The organism is Rahnella sp. RcJ3 (assembly GCF_009498575.1).
GTDB lineage: Bacteria > Pseudomonadota > Gammaproteobacteria > Enterobacterales > Enterobacteriaceae > Rahnella > Rahnella aceris.
The window spans coordinates 1-13449 of sequence record NZ_QSNX01000034.1; the positions used below are offsets into that span (position 1 = coordinate 1).

At 50.1% G+C, this 13449-nt stretch carries 19 protein-coding genes and 2 pseudogenes; 17 read left to right on the forward strand and 4 right to left on the reverse strand.

Annotation, left to right across the window (positions count from 1 at the left end):
* Positions 1-422: 422 nt before the first annotated feature.
* On the forward strand, positions 423-1058 hold the full coding sequence (locus DXU84_RS23960) for an AAA family ATPase (RefSeq protein WP_037035481.1): 636 nt from the start codon (positions 423-425) through the stop codon (positions 1056-1058).
* Positions 1058-1336: a hypothetical protein gene (locus DXU84_RS23965; protein ID WP_121019193.1), complete on the forward strand. Its 279-nt coding sequence runs from the start codon at positions 1058-1060 to the stop codon at positions 1334-1336. Before DXU84_RS23960 ends, DXU84_RS23965 begins: the two co-directional genes overlap by 1 nt.
* Before the next feature lie 377 nt (positions 1337-1713).
* On the opposite strand, the pseudogene DXU84_RS23970 reads toward DXU84_RS23965, so the two are convergent.
* A pseudogene (locus tag DXU84_RS23970) lies at positions 1714-2652 on the reverse strand (IS3 family transposase).
* 1144 nt (positions 2653-3796) lie between these two features.
* On the opposite strand from DXU84_RS23970, the gene DXU84_RS23975 reads away from it, so the two are divergent.
* The 14 genes from DXU84_RS23975 (at position 3797) to DXU84_RS24045 (ending at position 11117) form a co-directional block, all read left to right on the forward strand.
* Positions 3797-3979, forward strand: a complete 183-nt coding sequence (locus tag DXU84_RS23975; protein ID WP_153376775.1) for a plasmid segregation protein ParM domain-containing protein — start codon at positions 3797-3799, stop codon at positions 3977-3979.
* Positions 3980-3997: 18 nt separating this feature from the next.
* Positions 3998-4171, forward strand: coding sequence for a plasmid partitioning/stability family protein (locus DXU84_RS23980; RefSeq protein WP_370461825.1), 174 nt, complete (start codon positions 3998-4000; stop codon positions 4169-4171).
* 83 nt (positions 4172-4254) lie between these two features.
* Positions 4255-4761: an antirestriction protein ArdA gene (locus DXU84_RS23985; RefSeq protein WP_153376776.1), complete on the forward strand. Its 507-nt coding sequence runs from the start codon at positions 4255-4257 to the stop codon at positions 4759-4761.
* A 42-nt stretch (positions 4762-4803) separates the two neighbouring features.
* Positions 4804-5004 (forward strand): hypothetical protein, encoded by a 201-nt coding sequence (locus tag DXU84_RS23990; RefSeq protein ID WP_153376777.1) that lies wholly within the window; start codon positions 4804-4806, stop codon positions 5002-5004.
* A gap of 801 nt (positions 5005-5805) precedes the next feature.
* Entirely contained in the window at positions 5806-6045 is a 240-nt protein-coding gene (locus DXU84_RS23995) for a DUF905 family protein (RefSeq protein WP_153376778.1), read from the forward strand.
* Positions 6046-6047: 2 nt separating this feature from the next.
* Complete coding sequence (locus tag DXU84_RS24000; RefSeq protein WP_153376779.1) at positions 6048-6353, forward strand: hypothetical protein; 306 nt, start codon at positions 6048-6050, stop codon at positions 6351-6353.
* Between the two features lie 5 nt (positions 6354-6358).
* Positions 6359-6808, forward strand: a complete 450-nt coding sequence (locus tag DXU84_RS24005; protein WP_153376780.1) for a hypothetical protein — start codon at positions 6359-6361, stop codon at positions 6806-6808.
* 94 nt (positions 6809-6902) lie between these two features.
* Positions 6903-7199 (forward strand): type II toxin-antitoxin system MqsR family toxin, encoded by a 297-nt coding sequence (locus DXU84_RS24010; protein ID WP_153376781.1) that lies wholly within the window; start codon positions 6903-6905, stop codon positions 7197-7199.
* A 1-nt stretch (position 7200) separates the two neighbouring features.
* Positions 7201-7602: a type II TA system antitoxin MqsA family protein gene (locus DXU84_RS24015; RefSeq protein ID WP_013578313.1), complete on the forward strand. Its 402-nt coding sequence runs from the start codon at positions 7201-7203 to the stop codon at positions 7600-7602.
* A 317-nt stretch (positions 7603-7919) separates the two neighbouring features.
* Positions 7920-8192, forward strand: coding sequence for a hypothetical protein (locus tag DXU84_RS24020; RefSeq protein WP_153376782.1), 273 nt, complete (start codon positions 7920-7922; stop codon positions 8190-8192).
* Positions 8185-8397: a hypothetical protein gene (locus DXU84_RS24025; protein WP_014695892.1), complete on the forward strand. Its 213-nt coding sequence runs from the start codon at positions 8185-8187 to the stop codon at positions 8395-8397. Before DXU84_RS24020 ends, DXU84_RS24025 begins: the two co-directional genes overlap by 8 nt.
* 433 nt (positions 8398-8830) lie before the next feature.
* Complete coding sequence (locus DXU84_RS24035) at positions 8831-9367, forward strand: phospholipase D family protein (RefSeq protein WP_153376793.1); 537 nt, start codon at positions 8831-8833, stop codon at positions 9365-9367.
* A 142-nt stretch (positions 9368-9509) separates the two neighbouring features.
* A complete protein-coding gene (gene repA / locus DXU84_RS24040; RefSeq protein ID WP_121019118.1) occupies positions 9510-9788 on the forward strand; it encodes a replication regulatory protein RepA in 279 nt (92 codons plus the stop codon).
* Between the two features lie 264 nt (positions 9789-10052).
* Positions 10053-11117: a Replication protein gene (locus DXU84_RS24045; protein ID WP_370461826.1), complete on the forward strand. Its 1065-nt coding sequence runs from the start codon at positions 10053-10055 to the stop codon at positions 11115-11117.
* Between the two features lie 684 nt (positions 11118-11801).
* On the opposite strand, the pseudogene DXU84_RS24050 reads toward DXU84_RS24045, so the two are convergent.
* Together DXU84_RS24050 and DXU84_RS24055 are read right to left on the reverse strand one after the other, a co-directional pair.
* Positions 11802-11927, reverse strand: a pseudogene (locus tag DXU84_RS24050) (ISL3 family transposase); the annotation flags it as partial.
* Between the two features lie 18 nt (positions 11928-11945).
* Complete coding sequence (locus DXU84_RS24055) at positions 11946-12296, reverse strand: SH3 domain-containing protein (protein WP_071889847.1); 351 nt, start codon at positions 12294-12296, stop codon at positions 11946-11948.
* Positions 12297-12596: 300 nt separating this feature from the next.
* On the opposite strand from DXU84_RS24055, the gene DXU84_RS25430 reads away from it, so the two are divergent.
* Complete coding sequence (locus DXU84_RS25430) at positions 12597-13043, forward strand: DUF4440 domain-containing protein (protein ID WP_370461827.1); 447 nt, start codon at positions 12597-12599, stop codon at positions 13041-13043.
* Positions 13044-13155: 112 nt separating this feature from the next.
* Here DXU84_RS25430 and DXU84_RS24065 read toward each other — a convergent pair whose 3' ends face one another.
* On the reverse strand, positions 13156-13425 hold the full coding sequence (locus DXU84_RS24065; protein ID WP_153376784.1) for a hypothetical protein: 270 nt from the start codon (positions 13423-13425) through the stop codon (positions 13156-13158).
* Positions 13426-13449 lie beyond the last annotated feature (24 nt).

A 13449-nucleotide genomic window follows, 5' to 3' on the forward strand; every position in this document is an offset into this window, starting at 1 on the left:
TTTGACTGACATAAACACTCCTTCATTAGGCCTCCATTATGAGGCAAAAAAGTGTCTACGAAACCCGGGTCTATTCACTTACTGTTTAGTGAGTTGCTATTCTCAAATGTAAGGACAGCTCTGGAGTACCCACCACAACAGGGGAAGACCCTCATTAATACCGTGTAACCATGGGTTCTTCAGCTTGTTAAGGGTTGCACCCAAGAAAAGTCTTAGGCAACTGCTCAGCAAGGAAACAAATAATTTTGATCTTGTCTCTTCCCTGTTCAATCACGTTCGCGGTTTCAATTGAGCGATGCTCACTATGCTTTAGTTAAGTAATAAGTATGAATTCACACATAATAATTAGTCGATATCACTTCACATTTATCTTTTGTGAGTTATTATTTAAGAAATACTACTTTTGATATCACGGGTGACAAATGATCACGATTGTTGGATGCAATAAAGGTGGGGCCGCGAAAACAACAACTGCAGTCAATATAGCTGTGGGTTTGGCCTTATGGGGCAAGGATGTGTGTCTGGTCGATGCTGACGTTCAACGCTCTTCGTCAAGGTGGTATGCCGAACGGGAAGCTGCAGGCCTTACCCCCTCCATCACCCTGATTGAGAAAAGAGACAACATATCTCAAACACTCAGAAGCCTTGATGAGAGGTTTGATCACGTTATAGTGGATGTTGCAGGCCGAAACAGCCGTGAGCTGATTACAGGCGGAACCGTAGCTCATCAGATCATTGCTCCGCACCAATGCTCTCAGTTGGATCTGGATACGATGGTTGAGCTTCAGCAGCAGTTAGAAAGCATGCGGGATTTGAATCCAGAGCTTAAGGCATATTGCTATCAAAGTATGGCCACTACAAATCCGCTCCTTCAGGGAAACGAACGGCATGAATTCCTGGAGTATGTCCGCGAATTCGAAGGACTGATCCCTTTGAGCGCGACGGCATGTTACCGAAAGGTTTACCGAGATGTGATGTCTGAAGGTAAATCTGTCCTGGAAACATCTAACGAAAAAGCCAAGTCTGAAGTACTTGCTCTGTTGAATGAGGTATTTTAATGGCTTTAAAAAAACCCCCTTTCACCAATCGCCGAATAGTTACTGAAGCAGAAGCGGATGCTCTGGCGAACAGATTAGCTGACCGTCCCTATGGCGATGAGAAAGTAGTTGTAGAACCTGTACCAGAAATATTGACCAGGACGACCATTTCTCTGCCTCAGAATACCTTGCGTGAAATTGAAGACCTGGCCTTGTATAACAAACGCGTCGGTATTGCGCCGAAAAGTGTGAGCGCTATCATTCGCGATGCTCTGGACGCGTATCTCAAAAAAGTATGATTTCATACTTAAGCACCGCTGGGCTTCTTTTTGAAATCCAGCGGCCTCCCCTACTGTATTCAATTAGCACCTGATAATCCGACTTCATACTTCACAATTATGTTTCCTTCCATCTTTCCGACCCGGATAATTTCTGAAAAAAAATCAATCATGTTGCTATGTTTTTGATGATAATTATGTGTGGAGCGTAACCTTATAATTCTTTAGCTATCAGTAGATTCAATTTGCTGTATTAAGTATTCCGTAATAATTCACACTGATAACAATCGTTTAGAGTTGATTATTTGAATACAAAATTCAGAATGTCACCTCATACCTCATACCTCATACCTCATACCTCATACCTGATCCCTTCCCAATATCGGTGCCAGGATAAATCAGAGATCCGGGCCTGTTTGCAGGCTTCGGATAAATTCTGCCGGAGTCTGGTTATTTAACGAGGAATGTGGCCGGTACTGGTTATATTCCTGCCGCCAGTGCTCGATCTTCTCCTGAGCATCTTCCAGTGACAGGAACCCGTGCACGTTCAGACATTCATCACGCAGGCTGCCGTTAAATGACTCAACCAGGGCGTATCTGTGGGCTTCCCGGGGCGTGAGAAGTCCATCGTTACCCGGTTTTCATACGTCCAGCGATCCAGTGTTTTCGAGATAAATTCGCTGCCGTTGTCCGTCTGTAGCCGCTCTGGTACACGCTGCTGTGTCTGCCTGATCCCTTCCATCACGGCGACCACATCGTCACCGCGAAGTCCCTGGCCTACCTCGATCGCCACGCATTCACGACTAAAATTATCGACTACAGTCAGGGCACGGATCCAGCGTCCGTTGAAAAGATTATCAGCAACGAAATCCATGCTCCAGCACTGATCTACAGCGGTCATGGCCGGCCGGATACGCCTGTGCCTGGCCGTCACGTGCCGCCGCGGGCGTTTTGACCGCAGGTTCAGCCGTAAATCCGATGGGTTTTCTTGTGGTTAACCTGCCAGCCCTCGCGCCGCAGCAGGATATGGATCCGCTGCGTGAGGGCCCGGTCATCGCGGCAGCTGCGGTAGTGGTAGACCGTTCGGCTCTGCATCATCAGCCGGCATCCCCTGCGAACCCCGATGCGGTACGCCGCCAGCAGGTATTCGACCGCCTTGCGTTTCTGCAACGGCCTCAGAACTTTTTTCGGATGACGTCCTGCAGCATTTCCTTGTCCAGACTGAGATCGGCGACCAGCCGTTTCAGGCGGTGATTCTCTTCCTCCACGCGAGTGCCGGTTTCGGCCTGTTTAAGGGCAAAGGCTATCTGTTCTTCGGTATAACGGGTCTTTTTCATGGTTGATATTCCTCTCAGTGAGATGAAAGAAAGACCGGATACTTCAGTTTAGACTGGCACTGTTTTCAGGGAGTAGATCATACCTCATACCTAAGTTTATCTGGTTCGGTTTTGGTGAGTCCGTGTTGCAATAAACGTCATTTATGCATTGTTTTCATTGATAGAATTAGACCGAATAATTCATCCTTGCTATTTATCACTTCCTAATTGTGAATTATGAAATCTATGAGTTATGAGTTATGAGTTATGAGTTATGAGTTATGATGTTTGGTGATTTTACAGAGAACCTACAAGCAGCAATGAGAAGGGGTTAATCTAGCAATGGCTACATCTGGACCCTGTATTACTGATGATTTAACATGTAGCACTTATGAAATATTACTTATGATGATGTACGCCCACAAAATAGTATTCCCTTGGTGAGATCAAACATATGTCACATATGTCACATATGTGAATTATGAGGATAACCTCACAAGTAATACTTCATACTTATTTAAATATGTGTGGAGTGCACTCATGTATCTGAAGAGAAAAAGGTAGCAATTCCTAGCTTGAGGCAAGGCATCTGCTTTAACATGACTCATTGAATCCTCCGCAGTCTGTGCTGTGTCGGTTGCGCGAAGCCGCATAATTCATACTTGTGAATTCATGATTAGCACTTATGATGTCCAGACTGAGATTCAATGTAGTAAATCTGATGCCTGTTAGTAAAGTTAGCGCGTTACCAGGGTGGACGGGAGCAGCAAATTGAAGTGAAATATAATGTCGCACTTATGAAGTGTGATTTAATATTTATTAAACGTTTTGTTTGTCATTAGGTCCCGTGTGAGATTATAAGGCACATCTCACATCTCACATCTCACATCTCACATCTCACATCTCACATCTCATACTTATTATTTCATATTATCTGTATCCACAATTTTTCGGGTAAATAGCTGCTTCATCAGTCATACCTTTGAAGATAAGAGAAATGTTTGTCATAAACTGTGAGCATGGTTATGCGACAATAGAGTCGCAATCTTGTCCTAAACAACAATTTCACGGCAGCATGGCTGGGGGGACTCTACCCCCAAATCCTGTCCCATTCAGAAACAGAATCCCGGCATGATAAACACTCCCCTGAACGGAGGGGGTGCCGATGAAAAAGTCACTATTCACCGAAGAGCAGATTGTTCTTGCCCTAAACCTGGTGTGGCTGGTCGGTGGTGGTGTGCCGCTGATTGAAGTCGCTGTGCGCCGTGCCTGGAAACTGACTCCTAAACACATTGTTGTCGTCAATGACCTCCAGACGGCGTTGGTTCGCGAACTTGTTTTACTTTAATTCCAAGGAGCGCTATCCGTGACCGACAAACGTAAGAAACTGACCGTCTATTTGCACCCTGAAGACGACAGTCAGGATGCCAGGGCGATGGAGATTATCGAGTCAGTTCCCCTGCGCACCCGTGGTGATTTTTTCCGGGCGGCGATCGTGGGCGGAAGTGCGTTATACCAGCTGGATAAGCGTCTGCCTTAGCGCCCCTGCATCCTCCGCTTTCCGCCCGTCTGTCGTGTCGGCACGGCGTAAGCCGGAACTGTGATCCCTCAACCAGCGGAGACATGCATATGAGCACCACCACACCAGCCGTGTACGTTGGTACGTACCACAAATACAACTGCGGCAGCATCGCCGGCAAATGGTTCGATCTGACCGAGTTTGATGACGAGCAAGACTTTTTGGCGGCATGCAGCGAGCTGCACGCCGATGAAGAGGAGCCGGAATTGATGTTTCAGGACTGGGAAGGGATCCCGTCCGGACTGGCGTCCGAAAGTCATGTGAACTGGGCGTTTATAGATGCCTACCGGCAGGCGAAGGAGGAGGGGCAGGGGGAGGCATTTGTGGAATGGGCCGGGTATTTCAACGCCTGTGATTATGACGCGTTTCAGGAAGCGTATCAGGGCGAGGCAGAAAGTGAGGAAGACTACGCACGTAACTTTGCCGATGAAACGGGCTTACTTAACGATATGCCGGACTCACTTCAGTGCTATTTCGATTATGAAGCCTATGGGCGCGACATGTTCATGAACGGGCTGGTTTTAGTGAACGGATATGTATTTTCTGAATGACACACTCACCGGCAGGGGGGAACCCTGCCGTAAGGATAAAAAATGAAACTGACATCTGAAACACGTGAAACGCTGCAGCACTATAAATTGTTGATTAACGCGAGCCGCCGCGAAGCCGGATTGTCTTCGCGCAATACGACACAGATTCTGGACGATATTTGTTTTTATCTGAAATGTCAGAATGCGGTCTATCTCGGCGGTGCCTTTATTCAGCAGGCTGGGATCAAAAAACTCAATAAGTAAGCGGTAAGAAACGGGCGGGGAGCCGCCTGTTATCGCGCGAAAACCCCTTTCAGGCTTCGCCTGGCGATAGCAGACCGCTCTGCGCCTTCGCTATCGCTATAATCGATTGGCTGAAAAACAATGTCCTGTCGTCGGCCGGTCAAATCATTCAGTGAACGCCAATATCTTGCATGCGGCTTCGGTGCCGGTTTTTCGTTGTCCGAACTTCTCGATGCGGATTAAAGACATGACACAAAATCCTACCCCGGCCCCCTTCGGCTCCCGACCTGCGGCCGGTCGTCGAGCCCGACTGCGCTAACCGGCTGCGCAGGTAAGCTCCGCGTAACCCCTTTTGGGTTACGGCCTGACGGCTAGGGTCTGAGGGAGCACGTCAACACCTGCAGCTGGCTCACGCCAGCGCGCTAACTGTACCGGCGAGAGTTCCGCCGGCGCTTTTCGGCGCACCCCCGTTTCGCTGTCGCGCTCCGGCGTTGCGGCGGATCCCCGCTCATTGGGAAACCGGCACCCTCTTTCCGTTTAAGTCCCTTCGCCTGGGCTGATACCGACACAGTCCTCCTCGCTGTCCAGGGTAAATACACTCACTGAGAATTTTTCTCGGCCACTACGTTAGTCCTCCAAAAATTATCCGCTCGCCCTGGTCATCTTCGTCAGCCGGTGTCGTTTACGCCCTTGCGGCGAGGGGTCTCAAACGGGTGATGGCATACCTGAAGGGACCAAACAGCAGGTTCCCGCAAACGTCAAAACCGCGACAAGAGAAACTCAACGGGTGATGTGTGTAACCCAAACGAAAAGGAAAGGCTTATGTGCGATCAGGAATGTGTATTACCGGAGGAGGGGGAGTTTACCCGCGAACAGGCAACCGCCGTCGCGTCTCAGTACAGCAACGTGGCGATTGAAGACGATAACGGGATGTTTCGTCTCGTCGTGCGTAAGGACGGTGAGATGGTGTGGCGTGGGTGGAATTTCGAGGCCAGTGCAGGATTTTGGCTTAACCGTTATATCAAAAACTACGGCGTGAAAAACCAGACGGCGGGGAATTAATCATGAATACACCGGTGAATTCTGACCAAAATATCAGCGCTAAGGCTCCCGCTGCGGGGGCCGCAACCTTTACTCCCGCGCAGCTTGGCGATCTGGTGAATCACATCCTCTGCTACGGGGCATTCTTACAAAAATTCGAGCCGAGACTTTTACCGGCGGGCGCACAGGCCGAGATGTACAGGTGCGAAGAATCTCTTTCGTGGATTCTGGTCTGGTTTGTTAACGGACGACCGGTGATGGCCTGTGATTATTTTGACCATTTTACCTATGTCCTCGACCGCACGTTGTTAGCGGAGGCCGGACAGTGAACGCGATGAACGTTGCTCCCCTCGGCGTTGTGGACGTGGCGTATTACAGCAACCATGCGGCGCAGTACCTGCAAAACCTGCTTAAAACCGTTGAGAAATTGCCATTTTTACAGGAGGTTATCGATGATTTGGCCGCCGATCCTGCTGTTGACTGGAACTGCCAGACAGGCGGGGCGTTAGGGAATGACCATATTCACGCCATCGAGCTGGAGATCGCGCCTATTTATGATGATGGCGAGTATGTAGAAACATTCACGTTTGAAGACAGCGTATCAGAACCTGATCGTGTGCATGCATTTTCGCTATATTCCCGCGTTGCCGAGTCGTCAGATTTTGCGGGCGTGCAGCCACTGCATGATGCCGAATCACTCGCAGAATGCGAGATGATGGCTTTGTTAGCCGTGCGGCGTATAAATGCCATGAAGGCGAACCATGTCGAACAACGCTGGGAATAGCGTCACCTAAAATTAACCTTAAAGGTTATATTTGTGGTCTAAACTAACCTTTGAGGTTATAATTACGTCTCAAAAACCAATAATCCGAGTGAACATGGAAAAGAAAACTCCACATACGCGCCTTCATATCGTTCAGGGACTTGTTGCAGCAGGGAAGGTGAAAACCACCAATACGGCGCTCAACGGCGCGGATGATTTAGGGCTGACATTTGATGATATGTGCAGCGCGATCCTGGGATTAACGGCAGCTGATTTTTTTAAAAGTATGACCACCTATAATGATCATACTGTCTGGCAGGACGTATACCGCCCGAAGTTGTCGTGTGGTGACGTATATCTAAAACTAACGGTCAGTAACGGTGTTTTGATCGTCTCATTCAAGGAGAAGTAATATGAAATGTTCCGTTTGTGGCGGTGCAGAACTTGAGTTTGGTATCAAAAAAGTCCCTTACTCATTCCGTGGCCGTAAAACAGTTATCGAGGCAGAAGGTGACCACTGTCCGGCGTGTGGTGAAGTCGTGATGGATCGTGAGCAGTCTATGGCCTACATGGCAAAGGTGAAGTCATTTAAGGCCAAAGTCATCGCGGAAACCATCGAACCTGAGTACATCATTCAGGTGCGTAAAAAACTTGAACTCACACAGAAAGAGGCCAGCGAGATTTTTGGCGGGGGCGTGAATGCCTTTTCGCGTTATGAAAAGGGTAAGGCACAGCCACACCCTTCGATCATCAAACTCCTGCGCGTACTCGATCACCATCCCGAGTTATTGGATGAAGTGCGCAAACAGGCATAAGTGGGCAGGGGGTTCGCTCCCTGACTTTTGCCGCGCTTAAAAAACACCCAGCGGGCTGCGCCCGCCAGTCCCTGAGACAGGGGGCGGCTGCGCCGCCCCTCTTCTCAGGTATGTGTCGGGGGCTTGCCTCTCTCATTCCTTTCCGTCTCTTCCTCTACGGGCTTTTACTCGTCTTCCTCCTCCTGGTCATCGATGGCCGGTGATTTCTCATTCTCACAAACCACCACGGCCAGAACATGGCCCCCTTCGGCTCATGACCAGCAGACCTCACCGACTAACCCCCCGTTTAACCCCTTCTTCAGAACCGAGGATTTCTCATGCAACTTTCAGCGCTCAAAACGGGCGCCGCAGCCGGCTGGGCGGCGGTCAGGCTCGTGCTCGATATCATGGTCATCGGGCCGGTGTTTATTTTCTCTCTCTTTATCGTGGTTAATGCCTGGCCTTCGCCGGGGGCGTTTGTCATCCGGCAGGCCGAAGGGCTGGTGGAGGGGGCCGCGCGCTGGCTGATGGTGGGACGTAAAGGCCGGATGTCCGTCGCGGCTTTTGGCATGGTGGTTCAGGGCGGGAAACAGGAGCAAAAACATGAATAATTTACCCGTCGTGGCCGTGTTGTTTCTGCTTGGCATCATCGCTAACTGCCTGAGTGAGTTGCTGGCCTACTCGGTTAAGCTGACGTATCAGGTACTCACTTTTTCAACCTTCACCTGCCTTATCCTGTCGCTGGTCGTGCTCATCGCGTCTGAAGTCCTCGCACACCGTAAAGCGCGCAGGAAGAACCGGGAGGCAAAATCGTGAAACTGAGCCTGCATTTCCTTTTCTTTTGCCTGATGGTTCCGCTGTGCGGTTTGCTTTTCGTGACTGGACGATTTTTGCCGGGCATTACCCCGAGTCTACGCAGGCGTCACGCCGGGGTCTGGCCATCTGGAAACAGAAGGGGGCTGATGCCTATATGGCCTACCACAACGGGATTTACGGCACCGGCCATAACGAAGGGAAACTGACGTCAGACGATATTGAAAAAGTGGCCACGGCAGCGGGCGCAGGAGAAGAAGACGTCGCGAACCGCACAGCGGCAGATGCCCTGATCGCGGGTAACAGTGCGCTGGCAGAGCTATTGGGATTAACCGGGACGCCGGGGATCATCGTGATGCCGACAGAGAACGCGACCGCTGACCGCCAGTGTGTCATCCGGGATTTATGCATTGCCCTACCAGGAGGAAACAGACTGATGAAAAACAACAGATTGCGGGTGGCCTTACTGGCCATATTATTGAATGTGGGCGTTTGCACCGCCAGCGCGGCCCCGTCGGTACAGGTGGGATTCTCACCGGAAGGCAGCGCGCAGCAGCTGGTACTGCAGACCTTAGACGATGCTCGTCAAAGCGTTCGCCTGATGGGGTACTCGTTTACCTCGCCAGACATTGCCGGTGCGCTGGTCGAAGCAAAGAAACGGGGCGTCGACGTCCAGGTGGTACTGGATGAGGGCGGCAATCGCGGGAAAGCCAGTGTGGCCGCGATGAATTTACTGGTGAATGCGGGGATCCCGGTGCGCACCGTCAGTCAGTTTAAAATCATGCATGACAAGGTGATTATTGTTGATGGCCAGACGGTCGAAACTGGCTCATATAACTATACCCAGTCTGCCGCGCGGTCGAATTCGGAGAACGCTCTGGTACTGCACGATGTGCCTGACCTGGCACAAAACTACCTTGCTCACTGGCAGTCCCGCTGGCAGTTAGATAACGACTGGCACTCTGCTTATTAACGTTTAACGAAACATCAGCTCATCACTTCAATAATGTGAGCAGCGCGCCAACGTTGCTCAAGCCTGACATAAAGTTAGGTCGCCGATTTAAAAATCTGTAGTATTCTCTGCATATTCTCTTATAAAACATGAGGAGGCGGAGATGCCAGAAGCTGACAATGTAAAAACTTCCTCATCGGATTCAAAACGCGCATATCGAAAAGGTAAACCAATGTCTGCCAGCCAAAGACAGCTGGCCGCTATTGCACGTAAGCGTGAAACGCATAAAGAAGTTAAGGTCTTTGTAAGAAACCCCCTTAAAGATCGCATGATTGAAATCTGCGAAGAAGAAGGGCTTACACAGGCGCAGTTTATTGAAGGTTTGCTCGAGCGTGAATTGCTTGAACGTGGTGTCTTAGATGTAAAGACTTCACATTCTTGATAGTTGGCACATTGAGTGTTAGATTACTGATCGAGTAGAGGATTTCTGGCTGGCCACGCCATAAGGTGGCAGGAAATGGGTGCTGAGAGATAGGTTCACAGGCCCATAAAAGCAAAAACCCCGAAAATCTTCCTAGGTTTGGCGACTAAGGAGAAGATAATCGGGGCTCACTAACACTGTATAGAGTTGTTGCTCTATGCAGGGAGTATAGATTTATGCCTTTTAAAGGTCAACTCCTCCGGCGCAACATAAGCGTTGGGAGCCGTGTCTGAGCAAATATTTCCATTCTCACCGGTAGCAAACAGTGTTTCTGCCAGTGTTTATCGTCCTTCGCGTCGGGGTGAGGCTAACCGTCTGCGCAAAGGGCAGTCGAAGACGCATCGCAACAACCAGCCGGTCTACACGGGCAAGACGCCGCGCGGCATGGCTGCAAAAGTGGTGGCCTGCTTCCGTCAGCATGACTGGCGTCGAAATGCCGATTTGATCGCGCTTCGTCGTACTGGTTACACGCCTTACTCTCGTGCGTCTGACCCTTCATTTACCCCTAAACCTATGCGTATTACCCCACGCTCTGAGAGCCGTGAGGCGCTGACCTGTCTCTCTTTGGTTCTGGCCGCAAATTGTGACTACAGCCCAGACAGCGATTACCTTTTCGAAATGATGCTGCCGGTAGAAGAAATAGCCCGTCGCATGAACGCGCTGCACGTTTATGAGAACGGCCGCAAGGCGTATGACGTACTGCTTCATGCCCTGCGCGTCATGGAACAGCTGGACTACGTGGTGATACACCGCGACCGCGACGCCGACTCTGGCCAGAACAAGCCCATGCGTATTTTTCTCACCGACAAATGCTTTACTTCACGCGGCATCGCCGTTGAAAGCATCCGGGAGTGGTTACATAAATATCGTCAGTGGGCGGTAGCCAGCGGACTGGCGGAGTCAATGCAGCAGAAATATCAGCGTCATCTGCTCAAAATGGCGCGTCTGGGCATCAGTATTGACTGCCACCATTCACTTAAAAACCGTCTTAGACAGATAAAACGCTGGGTTGTCAGCCCGGAGCTGCGCGATGAGAAAGCGCGTACTGAGGCGGATGTTGGCGCCGTTCTTGACGAACAGGCGTGTAAAGTGCGGCAGCTGCGTCAAAAAAATAGCACGGCCACGCATGAGAACGCCTGGCGGCGTTTTACGGCCAGTGGTCTGCTCACCACGGTTGCGCAGATGTCGCTGGAAAGTGCCCTTAAAGCCGAGTTCCCGACGCTGCTGGCCACGGATGCTGAGACGTTTTATCAGCGGCTCCTGGAGCGCGCCGGCGTTCCACTGTCTTAACCACATTCCTCTCTAAACCTTTCCCCTTCCTGCGATTTCGCGGGCCTGATGCTGGCTTTTTTCCGTTCGCGGATGCCTGGCAGGCTTCCCCACGTCTGTTATCTGCCAAAATGTGCACCGGCGACGGTCGGGGCATGCTCACGATACGGCGCTGGCCAACGTCTGATTAAGAAATAATCGTTTAAATTCGAAGAGATAATTCCCCCGGTTGAGGCATCCCATTAACTTCGAAAACCCCTCTTCAGACAGGATTAATTTCGAACGTTACTTCTGAACAAAACAAGCTTTCTAAAGAAAGAGTACTCCTGAGCCAACCTACGGCATGGCATCTGGAGTAGCTCCCTTCGCTGTGCTCAGGGCAACCACACCTTATCAACGGCATCATTTGCTAGGGCAAAAGAAGAACTCCCCGGACAAGCCGGGGCACAACACCCCTATATTAGTTACAACATTCAACAAACCCCACCCACATCAACCCCCGGCACCGAGCGCAAACGCACCCCCTCCGCCCACCTGAAAAGCCGCCCCGCTCCGGGCCAACGGCCCGGAACAGAGTGGCTTTAAAAGTGAATGTTGTAACTATTAAAGCTGTGTCGCTTTGAGAGGTGTGGCTTTAACTTTGAAGTACACGCTCGTAAGCGCCAAAGGCGCTAACGCGGAGATACGCCCTGGCAGGGCGAGGGGTTGTGCGTGCCCAGCAATGCCGACAATGACCGTCACAGAACCGGATTTTTCATCAAGAGAAAGGGACTTAACCTGCCACGGTGCGGACAGGTTAAGGATATGAGCATAGAGGGATTTTTCGTCCATGAAAGTGCTCCGGGTTGATTAGATACTTAAAAGATTTACACATTCTTCTGGCACCCAACCAGACTCTCCAGAGTGTTTAAGCGCCCAGTACCAGCCATTAAGAGACTTGATGACAGTAATTTTCTCGCTGGACCTGACTGATAATTCAAGGGCCGTGTAGTCTTCAAGACAGGTAACTTCATTAGAACTGAGGGGAGAAAATATTTGTTGGGGAGCCCATCCGGCTTTGCCTGAGGGGAGTGTTATCCATACCCACCCCGGATATTCAAGGTCACAATGGCTGATAACGACAGTATCATTCTTCGTTATCGAAATGGGGTCAGGAAACGCAGAAGTGTAATTTTTGATGACAACAGCAGCATTATTCAAGTGACATCTCCCATTGTTCGGTGAACAGCCAAAATCCTACAATAGCCACCACAACAGGGGAAGACCCCTATATATACATTGCTTTAATGCGTTTTGATATCTGTTAATTTTGAAAATGAATGGCCAATTAGTGTGGCTCTTCAGAAAACTAATTTATGCAAAACGTCAGCTTCTCGCTCATAGATGCCCTTTGGTACTCCTGTGCCAAAAGCGGAGGTTACCTCTCGGGGGCATTAAAGATTAGCCTTGGCTATTATGATAAATTCATTCAACTGTCAGGGTTCAATTAGGGTGAGAAAAATGCTCTTGGAAAAGCTGAAAGCACTTGAATGCAGTCTTCACGGTGCCCGGCGGAATGATCGGAAATGGCTTGAACAGATATTGCATCCCGAATTTCGGGAAATTACACGGTCAGGTGTAATAGTTGACCGTGCGGAGACGATAGCATCTCTGGCTGTCGAATTAAGTCCAACAATCATTCTTAGCAGTGATTTCCGGCTGCTCAGCATAGGAGAGTACTGCGCCATTCTGCACTACAAGACGTTTAACTCGGACGGCAGCCGAGCATCCCTACGTTCTTCTTGCTGGTGGGTGTATTCTGACAGGGGCAATGGGAGCTGGCTTTCCATCAGGGAACACCAGAAGTGGGTGCAGTATAAGTTTGGCAATGACACTCTAAAAAAAACCACCAGCCCGGTGGGAATCTCTTACAGGCATGGAAAGCCAATGTCAGCTTTTCGCTCTTAGCTGCTGTACGAGTCCCTCTAGTGGACAGCACTGTGCCATGAGCGGACACCATCACCCGCCATATTGCGGGTGCATTTTTCCGGCGGTTCACCCTCAGCCGTTCGTAGCTGAGCTACTTTTTGCTAACAAGATAAGCAGCAATGGCCGTTAATCCACCTATAAGGGGCATAGGCCCAGCCCCTGCCAGGAAGTTATCGCGATCTATCTGGTTATCTCGGCGAATATCAGCAAAGCGTGCAAGCGCGTTTTTTTCATTCGTGGCACTGACCTCTTCAAACTGTTTTTCGTAGCCTTGTTCAATCAGTTGAGAAGCTTTGCCCACGTCCGAGCTTTCCAGTACAACAATTTGCTTACCCTTTTTAAAAAAGCAGAACTCCGGCATGGTGTACTCCGTGAACAGGGTGGC

What these genes read in the sequence shown, in the direction of transcription:
- DXU84_RS23960 (WP_037035481.1), top strand. Translation starts at nt 423, where the DNA reads ATGATCACGATTGTTGGATGCAATAAAGGTGGGGCCGCGAAAACAACA.
- DXU84_RS23965 (WP_121019193.1), top strand. Translation starts at nt 1,058, where the DNA reads ATGGCTTTAAAAAAACCCCCTTTCACCAATCGCCGAATAGTTACTGAA.
- DXU84_RS23975 (WP_153376775.1), top strand. Translation starts at nt 3,797, where the DNA reads ATGAAAAAGTCACTATTCACCGAAGAGCAGATTGTTCTTGCCCTAAAC.
- DXU84_RS23985 (WP_153376776.1), top strand. Translation starts at nt 4,255, where the DNA reads ATGCATATGAGCACCACCACACCAGCCGTGTACGTTGGTACGTACCAC.
- DXU84_RS23990 (WP_153376777.1), top strand. Translation starts at nt 4,804, where the DNA reads ATGAAACTGACATCTGAAACACGTGAAACGCTGCAGCACTATAAATTG.
- DXU84_RS23995 (WP_153376778.1), top strand. Translation starts at nt 5,806, where the DNA reads ATGTGCGATCAGGAATGTGTATTACCGGAGGAGGGGGAGTTTACCCGC.
- DXU84_RS24000 (WP_153376779.1), top strand. Translation starts at nt 6,048, where the DNA reads ATGAATACACCGGTGAATTCTGACCAAAATATCAGCGCTAAGGCTCCC.
- DXU84_RS24005 (WP_153376780.1), top strand. Translation starts at nt 6,359, where the DNA reads ATGAACGTTGCTCCCCTCGGCGTTGTGGACGTGGCGTATTACAGCAAC.
- DXU84_RS24010 (WP_153376781.1), top strand. Translation starts at nt 6,903, where the DNA reads ATGGAAAAGAAAACTCCACATACGCGCCTTCATATCGTTCAGGGACTT.
- DXU84_RS24015 (WP_013578313.1), top strand. Translation starts at nt 7,201, where the DNA reads ATGAAATGTTCCGTTTGTGGCGGTGCAGAACTTGAGTTTGGTATCAAA.
- DXU84_RS24020 (WP_153376782.1), top strand. Translation starts at nt 7,920, where the DNA reads ATGCAACTTTCAGCGCTCAAAACGGGCGCCGCAGCCGGCTGGGCGGCG.
- DXU84_RS24025 (WP_014695892.1), top strand. Translation starts at nt 8,185, where the DNA reads ATGAATAATTTACCCGTCGTGGCCGTGTTGTTTCTGCTTGGCATCATC.
- DXU84_RS24035 (WP_153376793.1), top strand. Translation starts at nt 8,831, where the DNA reads ATGAAAAACAACAGATTGCGGGTGGCCTTACTGGCCATATTATTGAAT.
- repA (WP_121019118.1), top strand. Translation starts at nt 9,510, where the DNA reads ATGCCAGAAGCTGACAATGTAAAAACTTCCTCATCGGATTCAAAACGC.
- DXU84_RS25430 (WP_370461827.1), top strand. Translation starts at nt 12,597, where the DNA reads ATGCTCTTGGAAAAGCTGAAAGCACTTGAATGCAGTCTTCACGGTGCC.
- DXU84_RS24065 (WP_153376784.1), bottom strand. Translation starts at nt 13,425, where the DNA reads ATGCCGGAGTTCTGCTTTTTTAAAAAGGGTAAGCAAATTGTTGTACTG.